Here is a 9628-nt window from a genome sequence, read left to right on the forward strand (position 1 = left end):
GGAGAACAACAGTGAAGCGATCCAAGGTTTCCATCATCGGCGCCGGTCCGGCCGGCTGCGTGGCCGCCCTGACCCTGCACAAGCTCGGTCACGAGGTCGAGGTCTTCGAGCGCGACCGGTTCCCGCGCTACCGCATCGGCGAGTCCTTCCTCCCCGGCACGCTGTCGATCCTCAACCGGCTCGGGCTGCAGGAGAAGATCGACGCCGCGGGCTTCGTGAAGAAGCCGTCGGCCACCTTCCTGTGGGGCCAGGACCAGGCCCCGTGGACGTTCTCCTTCACCACCCCCAGGACCTCCCCCTGGGTCTTCGACCACGCCATCCAGGTCAAGCGCGAGGAGTTCGACCAGCTCCTGGTGGACGAGGTCCGGGAGCGCGGCATCGCCCTGCACGAGGGCACCCCGGTGACCGACGTGGACATCTCGGCCACGGACACCGTCACCCTCACCGTGCAGCAGGACGGCGCGCCCCGCACGGTGACCAGCGACTTCGTGATCGACGCCGGCGGCTCCAGCAGCCCGCTGGCCCGTCAGCTCAAGGTCCGCCGCTACGACGAGTTCTACAAGAACTTCGCGATCTGGTCCTACTTCAAGCGCCCCGACCCCTTCGAGGGCGACCTGAAGGGCACCACCTACTCGATCACCTTCGAGGACGGCTGGGTGTGGATGATCCCGCTCAAGGGGGACCTCTACAGCGTCGGCCTGGTCGTCGACCGCTCCAAGGCCGCCGAGGTCAAGGAGCTGGGCCCGGACCGGTTCTACCGCGAGACCCTCGCCAAGGCGAAGCGGGCCACCGCGATCCTGGACGGCGCCGAGATGGTCGACGAGGTCCGCATCGTCCACGACTGGTCCTACGAGTCCGAGCTCTTCTCCCGCGACCGCTTCTTCCTCTGCGGCGACGCGGCCTGCTTCACCGACCCACTGTTCTCCCAGGGCGTGCACCTCGCCACCCAGTCCGCCGTCTCGGCGGCCGCGGCGATCGACCGGATCACCCAGCACGGGGAGGAGTCCGGGGCCGTCCACGAGTGGTACAACCGCACCTACCGGGAGACCTACGAGCAGTACCACGAGTTCCTCGCCTCGTTCTACACCTTCGCCTCCTTCACCGAGCCCGAGTCCGAGTTCTGGGTGAAGCGCCGGATCAGCGAGACCGACGACGAGCGGCTGAGCCGCAAGGCCTGGTTCGACCGGCTGGTCCAGACCGACCGGAACAGCGACGACTGGTCGATCGCCGACTTCCGCGACCGCGCCTCCACGATGATCGGTATCGGCCGGCACCAGCGCATGGAGCTCAGCGACGAGTTCACCGACGACGAGCTCAACACCGCCCGCGTCCGCTGGATCGGCCAGCTGACCAAGGACCTCAACCGCATCAAGCGGCTCCAGTGGAACGGCACCGAGGTGCACCTGAAGTCCCACTACAAGGTGGAGCCGCACAGCTTCCGGCTGGAGCCGAAGCAGGTCATCGCCAACGAGAACGGCCTCGACATGACCAAGTGGCCGCTCGAGGAGGAGCACCGGGCGATCTTCGCGGACCTGCTGAAGGAGGAGATCGGCTACAAGGAGGTCATCCGGCGGCTGAGCGAGACCGGCCGGCAGGAGCTCAGCTCGCAGATCGTCATCCGCCTCATGGAGGCCGGGCTGCTGAGCGGTTTCAACAAGAACGGCGAGCGCGTGGTCATCCAGGACCGCCTGCGCTTCGACGGCGTCGGCGTCGAGTACGAGGTCTGACCATGACGCAGGAGACGACCTTCGTGTTCCTGGCGGGCATCGGCGACTCCGGCCCGGAGCACTGGCAGCGCCAGTGGTACGAGCGCGAGGCGCAGCGCGGCGTGTGGGTGGAGCACGACTCCTGGGACGGTCCGGTCCGCGACGCCTGGGTCGAGGACCTCGCGGACGCCCTCGCCGCCGTCGAGGAGCCGAAGGTCGTCATCGCCCACAGCCTGGGCTGCACGCTGCCGGCCGAGGGGGCGCACGAGCGGGGCCTGGTGAACGTCGGGCGCAGCGGGCACATCAACGCCTCCGCCGGTCTGGGCGACTGGGGCGCGGGCCGGGCCCTGCTGCACGACAGCCTCGCGTCGCGGTAAGCGCGCGACGGTCATGACGCTCGGCGGAGCCCCCGGGCTCCGCCGAGCCAGGAGGGGGAAGCGACGATGGAACTCGTCACTGCCGAGCCGATCGGCAGCGGGAGCAGCGACACCACGTTCGCGGCGTTCCTGACGCCCGACACCCCGGTCGGCCTGCTGCTGGCGGGCGCCGCCCTGGCCGGGGTCGCCAACGCCTGCATCTGGCCCTCGCTGGCGGTCGCCGCCGCGCTCGACCTGCCGGCCCACCAGACCGGCGCGGGCTCGGGGGAGTACAACGCGCTGCGGCAGACGGGCTCCGTGCTCGGCAGCGCCGCCGTCACCACCCTGGTGGCGTCCCGGATGGCCGCCCACCACCTGCCGGCCCGCCCGGCCGGCGATCCCGGAGCCCGCGGCACCGCGGCGGCCGCCGTGCCGGAGGCCGACCTGCCGGCCTTCAGCGCCGCGCTCACCGAGTCCCTCTACCTACCCGTCGCGTTCCTGCTCCTCGGGGCGCTCGCCGCCGCGCTGATCGTCCGCCCGGACAGGCGCGCCGCGCAGTCGGAACCGAACTCTCCCCTGGCGGTGACCGGATGACCAGCGCCACCACGGTGCACTTCCTCTTCAGCGTGGCCGTCCTGCTCGGGGTGGCCAAGCTCCTGGGCACGCTCGCGCGCCGCGTGCGCCAGCCCGCGGTGGTCGGCGAGATCGTCGCGGGCGTCGTCTGCGGCCCGCTGGTGCTCCCGGACTCCGTCCGCCGGGTGCTGATGCCCGCGGACGTCACCCCGCTGCTGTCGGCGCTGGCCTCGGTGGGCCTGGCGCTGTTCATGTTCATCGTCGGCTACGAGCTGGACCACACCCTGCTGCGGGGCAGGAGGCGCACGGCTCTCGGCGTCGCGGGCGGCTCGGTGCTGGTGCCCCTGCTGGCCGGCACCCTGCTCGCGCTGCTGCTGGCCGACCGGTACGCCCCGGGCTCCACGACGGGCTTCGTGCTCTTCCTCGGCATCGCCATGTCCGTCACCGCCTTCCCGGTGCTGGCCCGGGTGCTCGCCGACCGCGGCCTGAACAACACGCCGATCGGCGGCGTGGCCCTGGCCGCGGCCGCGATCGGCGACCTGGTGGCCTGGGTCGCGCTGGCGGGCGTGGCGGCGCTCTGCGGCACCGCCGAGCAGTGGCGGGTGAGCCTGCTCCCGTTGTACGCGCTGTTCCTGCTGCTCGTCGTACGGCCGGTGCTGCGGCGGCTGCTGGCCCGCCACGGCGAGCGCGAGACCCCGCCGGCGGCGCTCTTCCCGCTGCTCACCGCCGGGCTGCTGCTCTCCTGCGCCGCCACCGAGTGGCTCGGGGTGCACTACATCTTCGGGGCCTTCGCCTTCGGCGCCGTCATGCCGCGGGCCGGCCTGGAGGGCCTGCGCGTCCACGTGATCCGCTCGGCGAACCAGCCCAGCGCGCTGCTGCTGCCGCTGTACTTCGTGGTGGCCGGCTCGAAGATGCGCCTGGACGGCTTCGGCGGCGCCGCGCTGCTCACGCTCGTCGGACTCCTCGCGGTCGCCATCCTCAGCAAGGGCGTCGGCGTGTACGCCGGGGCGCGGCTGGGCGGGCTGCCCCGCGCGGACGCGCTGCCGGTCTCGGTGCTGATGAACGTCCGGGGACTCACCGAGATCGTCATCCTCTCCGTCGGCCTGGAGCTCCACCTGATCGACGGCACGGTCTACTCGATGATGGTGATCATGGCCCTGGTGACCACGGCCATGGCCGGCCCGCTGCTGAACGCGGTCCCGCTGGGCTCCGCCCTGCCCGGCGGCGGCACCGTCAGTGCGAAGAACCGACCGGCGGGCGCCGGGCGCGATGCGGACTCCGGGCGCGACCGGGAGCCGGCCAAGGACACCATGGGAAGCGGACGATGAGCCTGTACGAGCACGTCGACCTCTACTGCGAGCGCGCCTCGGCGGCCTTCCGGGCCGAGCCCGTCAACGCGCTGAGCAACCTCTCCTTCGCCGTCGGCCTGGCGGCGGCCCTGCGCGCCTCCGGGCGCGACACCCTGACCCCGTACGCGGGGACGTTCGTCTGGGCCACCGTCGCCTTCACGGGCGCACTGCTCGCGCGCACCGCGGACGAGGGCGTCTGCGGCGCCTTCCCGCCGGGGACGCACTTCCTCTGGCACCTGCTCGACGGCCTGCTGGTCTTCCTGGTCTCCCGCGCCCTCGTCCACCGCTGGCGCGCGCGGACGACGGCAGACGTCCCTAGCCCCGTGACCACCTAGACCCCACACGGCTCCGCCGGAGGCGTGAACCCCTCATGCCGCACGGATTTCTGACGCACCGTCAGTCACCGGCATCCCACCTACCGAAGGATCGAGCAGCCATGAGCCAGGACATTTCGCCGCGTGCGGCCGTCGACGACTTCTTCACGGCTCCGCTGAAGGATCGGGACTCCCTGGTCCACGGCGCCCTGTCGGCCGAGGCCGACCGGCAGCGCGCGCAGATCGAGCTGCTCGCCCCGAAGAACTACACGAGCCGGGCGACCCGTGACGCGTTCGCGTCCATGGTCGCCTTCACCACCGTCGAGGGCTACCCGGGGCGCCGGTTCCACGCGGGGATGGTGAACCTCGACGCGATCGAGCTGACCGCGATCGAGCGCGCCCGCACCCTCTTCGGCTGCCGGCACGCCAACGTCCAGCCCCACTCCGGCACCCAGGCCAACCAGGCGGTCTTCTTCGCGCTCCTCGAACCCGGGGACCGGGTGCTGAGCATGGCGCTCCGCGACGGCGGCCACCTCAGCCACGGCCTGCGCGCCAACCTCTCCGGTCGCTGGTTCTCGGTCGACACGTACGGGGTCGACCCGGCCACCGGGCTGATCGACTACGAGGGCGTCGCCGAGGCGGCCCGCCGGCACCGACCGAAGCTGATCATCGCGGGCGGTTCGTCCTACCCGAGGGCGATCGACTTCGCCGCGTTCCGGGCGATCGCCGACGAGGTGGGTGCCCACCTGATGGCCGACATCTCCCACTTCTCCGGACTCGTCGCCGCGGGCGTGCACCCCGACCCGTTCCCCCACGCGCACGTGGTGACCACCACCACCAACAAGAACCTGCGCGGCCCCCGCGGCGGACTGGTGCTGAGCGACGACGACGAGCTGGGGAAGGCGCTCGACTCCGCGCTCTTCCCCGGTATCCAGGGCGGTCCCCTCCCGGAGTACATCGCGGCGAAGGCGGTGGCCTTCGGCGAGGCGCTGGACGCCGAGTTCACGGACTACGCGACCGCCGTCCTCGGCAACGCCCGACTGTTCGCCTCGATCGCCGCGGACCGGGGCTACCAGGTGGTCACCGGCGGGACGGACACGCCGCTGGTCGTGCTCGACCTCCGCTCCGTCGGCCTCACCGGCAACACCGCCTCCGAGAGCCTGGAGCGCGCCGGGATCCCCTGCAACAAGAACCTCGTCCCGGGCGACACCGAGAAGCCCTCGGTCACCTCCGGGCTGCGCTTCGGCACCTCCGCGATCACCACCCGGGGGCTACGCGAGCCGCAGGTGCGCGAGCTGGCCGGGACGGTCTTCGACGTCCTGGACGGACTGCGGTCCGCAGGCGGCGACAACACGGAGGTCGAGGAGGCGGCCCGCGAACGGATCGCGGACCTGGCCTTCCGGTTCCCGATCCACACGGGCCTCTGACACCTCCGGCGCCCCGCCTCCGACGCCGACGCCGACCCGCGCCGCTCGCCACCAGCACGATCCACACAGAACCGGGGGGAACGATGACCGGATTCCAGGAAGCCTCCTTTCCGCTGTCCGCGGCGCAGACCGGCGTCTGGCTCGCCTGCACGATGGACGAGGCCAGTCCCGCGTACAACATCGCGGACTTCCTCGAGATACCCGGACCGGTCGACGAGGCGGCGTTCGAGTCCTCGCTGCGCCGGGCCGTGGCGGAGATCGGCTCCCTCCGGCTGCGCATCACCGAGGAATCCGGCGAGCCGCGGGCCGTGCTCTCCGACGCCCCCGCCTGGAGTCTGCACACCCTCGACTTCAGCGGCCGGGCCGACCCGCGCGGCAGCGCCGAGCAGTGGATGCGGAACGACCTCGGCACGGCCGGCGGCTTCGACCGGCCGCCGTACTTCACCTTCGCCCTGGTGAAGGTCGCCTCGGACCGCTTCCTCTGGTACCGCAGGATCCACCACATCGTCTGCGACGGGTACAGCGGGCGGCTCCTCGCGAGCCGGACGGCCGAGCTCTACACGGCCGCGGTCGGCGGGCGGGAGCCCGGGGCGACACCGTTCGAACCGTACGAGCGGTTCGCGGAGGAGGGTGCCGCCTACCGGGACTCGGAGCAGTACGCGCGGGACCGGGAGTACTGGCTGCAGCGGTATGCGGACGGGCCCCGGCCGGTCAGCCTGTCCCCCCGGCCGGCCGACCCCGGGCACTGGTTCCGCCGCGTCACGGAGCTGCTCCCGCCGCAGGAGTTCGACGCCCTGCAGAGCACCGCGCGCGCCTTCGGCCACGCCTGGCCGACCCTGCTGATCTCCGCGACCGCCGCCTACGTGCACCGGCTGACCGGCACCTCCGACGTGGTCATCGGACTCGCCGTGCCCGCCCGGAGCGGAAGGATCGCCCGGTCGACCCCGGGGGTCGCCTCGACCGTCGTCCCGCTGTGGGTCCGCCTCGACCCGGGCATGACGGTCGGAGAAGTCCTGAAGGCGACCTCCGAGGAAGCCCGCCGGGCGCTCAGGCACCAGCGCTTCGGGCAGGAGGACCTGTACCGGGAGACCCGCTCCACGGGCGCCGGGTTCCGCTTCCGCGGAGTCGTCCTCAACATCATGAACTTCGACTACGACATCGCCTTCGCCGGAGCCGGGACCACCCGGGTCCCGCTGACGAACGGCCCCGTCGAGGACTTCTCCATCGTCGTCGAACCGACCGGCTCCGGCGGGCTGCGGATCGACTACGACGCGAATCCCGACATGTACCCGGACAGCGAGGTCGAGTCGCACAGCCGGTGGTTCGACCGGTTCGTCCGGGAGTTCTCCTCCGCCGACGCCGCGCGCCCGGTCGGCAGCATCGAACTCCTCCCCGAGGAGGACCGGGACGCGGTCCTGCGGGACTGGGGGACGGCACCACGGACCGCACCGCCGGCCGGCATCGTGGAGCTCTTCGAGCGGCAGGCCGAAGCCACGCCCGACGCCGTCGCGGTGGTCGACTCCGGCGTCGAGCTGACCTACGCGGAGCTGAACAGCCGGGCGAACTCGGCGGCCGCCGAACTGATCCGGCGCGGAGTCGGCCCGGACGTCGGGGTCCTGGTCCTGCTGGAACGCTCTTCGGGCCTGGTCTCGACAGCGCTCGCGATCCTCAAGGCCGGCGGCTACTACGTCCCGCTCAACCCCACCGACCCGGCAGCACGCCTGCGCGCGGTGGCGGCCGACACCGGCTCGCAACTCCTCTGCACGAACGAGGACATGCTGGAGCTGTCGGCCCGCAGCGGGCTGGCGGAGGGCCGCCAGGTCCTCGTCCTGGACGAGCTCCACCGGCACGACAACGGCCGGAGCCCCAACCCACCGCTGAGGGCGTCGGGCGAGAACCTCGCCTACGTGATGTTCACATCGGGTTCGACGGGCACCCCCAAGGGCGTCGCGGTGAGCCGGCAGGCCGTGGTGGGCTTCGCCGCCGACGAACACTGGAAGTCCGCGGCCTACCGCCGCGTCCTGCACCACTCCCCGCACTCCTTCGACGCGTCCATCTTCGAGGTCTGGACCCCCCTGCTGCACGGCCGCACGGTGGTGGTCTTCCCGGGCCAGGTCGACGCCCACTCCCTCGGCTCCGCCATCCGCACCCACGGCATCACCGCCGTGTTCGCGACAGCCGGCCTCTTCGCCGTGATCGCGGACGAGGACCCCGGCTGCTTCAGGGGCGCCGCCGAGGTCTGGACCGGCGGCGAAGCCGCCTCGGTGGACGCCATCGCCCGAGTACGCCGGGCGAATCCCGACCTCGTCGTCCTCAACGTGTACGGGCCGACCGAGAACACCACCTTCTCCACCTGCCGCGCCCTCACCGGCTCCCCGGACGACACGACCGCTCCCCCGATCGGACGGCCGCTGGCGGGCAAGCGGGTCTACGTCCTCGACAACGCGCTCCAGCTGCTCCCGGCGGGGGCGACCGGCGAGCTGTACGTCGGCGGGGCGGGTGTCGCGCGCGGGTACCTGGGGCGTGCGGAGCTGACCGCGCAGCGGTTCGTCGCCGACCCGTTCGCGGGCGCAGGCGCGCGGATGTACCGCACCGGCGACCTGGTGCGCTGGCGTGCGGACGGGCAGCTGGAGTTCGTCGGGCGGGTCGACGACCAGGTCAAGATCCGCGGATTCCGGATCGAGCTGGGCGAGGTGGAGGCCGCACTCTCGCGGCTGCCGCAGGTGGCGCAGGCCGTCGTGGTGGCGAACTCGGCGGGTGGCGGCGGTGGCGCCCGGCGGCTCGTCGGCTACGTCGTGCCGGTCGGTCCGGCCGGACCGACCGGCACGACCGGGCCGGACTGCGACCCGGCGGTGCTGCGGCGCATGCTGGGCGAGGTCCTGCCCGACTACATGGTGCCGTCGGTGCTGGTCGTGCTGGAGCGGCTGCCGCTCACGCCGAACGGCAAGGTCGACCGCAAGGCCCTGCCTGAGCCGGACCTCAACACCCTCACCGGCACGGTGCTGCCCCGCACCGAACGCGAAACCGTCCTGTGCGCACTCTTCGCCGAAGTCCTGGGGATCGACCGGGTCGGCGTCGAGGACAGCTTCTTCGACCTCGGCGGCGACAGCATCGTCTCCATCCAACTGGTCAGCCGCGCCCGCCGCGCCGGGCTGGTGTTCACCCCACGCGACGTCTTCACCCGCAAATCCGTCGCCGCGCTGGCCCCGGTCACGCGCGAACTCGCCGGGCCCGTCCGTGAGAGGGCCGGTGCCGGCATCGGGGCGGTCCCGCTGACACCGATCATGTCCTGGCTCACCCAGAACGACAGCCCGACGGCCCGCTTCAACCAGTCCGTCCTCCTCCAAGTCCCCGCCGCACTCAACCTCCAGGACCTGACGACCGCACTCGCAGCCCTGGTGGACCACCACGACGTGCTACGGCTGCGCATGACGACCACCACCAACGGCGAGACACTCGCCGAGATCGGCCCACGCGGCTCGGTCGACGTCACCGCGTGCGTGCACCGCGTCGACACCACCACCCGTGCCGACAGCACCCTCACCGACGTGACGCGCACGCACGCACTCACCGCCGAGGCCAGGCTCGACCCGTCCCAGGGCTCGGTCCTGCAAGCCGTCTGGTTCGACGCCGGACCCGACAACTCCGGCCGACTCCTCCTGGTGATCCACCACCTGTGCATCGACGGCGTCTCCTGGCGCATCCTGCTCCCGGACCTCACCACCGCCTGGACCGCAGCCGCCACCGGACAGACCCCGGAACTCGAGCCCGTCCCCGTATCCTTCCGCCACTGGGCCCAGCTCCTCCACGAAGCCGCAACCCAACCCACCCGCGAACACGAACTGCCCCTGTGGACCCGCATGCTGGAAGGAGCCGAAACACCCCTCGGCGCCCGACCGCTCG

Annotated in this window: 7 protein-coding genes; all 7 read left to right on the forward strand. The window is 72.0% G+C overall.

All coding sequences use genetic code 11. The features are described 5' to 3' along the window. Nucleotides 1-11: 11 nt before the first annotated feature. Nucleotides 12-1727, forward strand: coding sequence for a chloramphenicol-biosynthetic FADH2-dependent halogenase CmlS (gene cmlS / locus ACZ3TI_RS23295; protein ID WP_465729118.1), 1716 nt, complete (start codon nt 12-14; stop codon nt 1725-1727). 2 nt (nt 1728-1729) lie between these two features. Further along, nucleotides 1730-2083, forward strand: a complete 354-nt coding sequence (locus ACZ3TI_RS23300; RefSeq protein ID WP_465729120.1) for an RBBP9/YdeN family alpha/beta hydrolase — start codon at nt 1730-1732, stop codon at nt 2081-2083. Between the two features lie 66 nt (nt 2084-2149). Next, nucleotides 2150-2656, forward strand: a complete 507-nt coding sequence (locus ACZ3TI_RS23305) for a hypothetical protein (RefSeq protein WP_465729122.1) — start codon at nt 2150-2152, stop codon at nt 2654-2656. Continuing rightward, on the forward strand, nt 2653-3963 hold the full coding sequence (locus tag ACZ3TI_RS23310; protein WP_465729124.1) for a cation:proton antiporter: 1311 nt from the start codon (nt 2653-2655) through the stop codon (nt 3961-3963). Before ACZ3TI_RS23305 ends, ACZ3TI_RS23310 begins: the two co-directional genes overlap by 4 nt. Then, a complete protein-coding gene (locus ACZ3TI_RS23315) occupies nt 3960-4319 on the forward strand; it encodes a hypothetical protein (RefSeq protein WP_465729126.1) in 360 nt (119 codons plus the stop codon). The genes ACZ3TI_RS23310 and ACZ3TI_RS23315 overlap by 4 nt, the downstream gene beginning before the upstream one ends. A 101-nt stretch (nt 4320-4420) precedes the next feature. Continuing rightward, complete coding sequence (locus ACZ3TI_RS23320; RefSeq protein WP_465729128.1) at nt 4421-5725, forward strand: serine hydroxymethyltransferase; 1305 nt, start codon at nt 4421-4423, stop codon at nt 5723-5725. 83 nt (nt 5726-5808) lie between these two features. Continuing rightward, on the forward strand, nt 5809-9628 hold a 3820-nt coding region (locus ACZ3TI_RS23325; protein ID WP_465729130.1), incomplete at its 3' end, for a non-ribosomal peptide synthetase.

It is taken from the genome of Kitasatospora sp. NPDC023120 (assembly GCF_055560835.1).

Excerpts from the sequence above, each read along its gene's own strand:
- ACZ3TI_RS23300 (WP_465729120.1), top strand. The coding sequence starts at position 1,730 with ATGACGCAGGAGACGACCTTCGTGTTCCTGGCGGGCATCGGCGACTCC.
- ACZ3TI_RS23305 (WP_465729122.1), top strand. The coding sequence starts at position 2,150 with ATGGAACTCGTCACTGCCGAGCCGATCGGCAGCGGGAGCAGCGACACC.
- ACZ3TI_RS23310 (WP_465729124.1), top strand. The coding sequence starts at position 2,653 with ATGACCAGCGCCACCACGGTGCACTTCCTCTTCAGCGTGGCCGTCCTG.
- ACZ3TI_RS23315 (WP_465729126.1), top strand. The coding sequence starts at position 3,960 with ATGAGCCTGTACGAGCACGTCGACCTCTACTGCGAGCGCGCCTCGGCG.
- ACZ3TI_RS23320 (WP_465729128.1), top strand. The coding sequence starts at position 4,421 with ATGAGCCAGGACATTTCGCCGCGTGCGGCCGTCGACGACTTCTTCACG.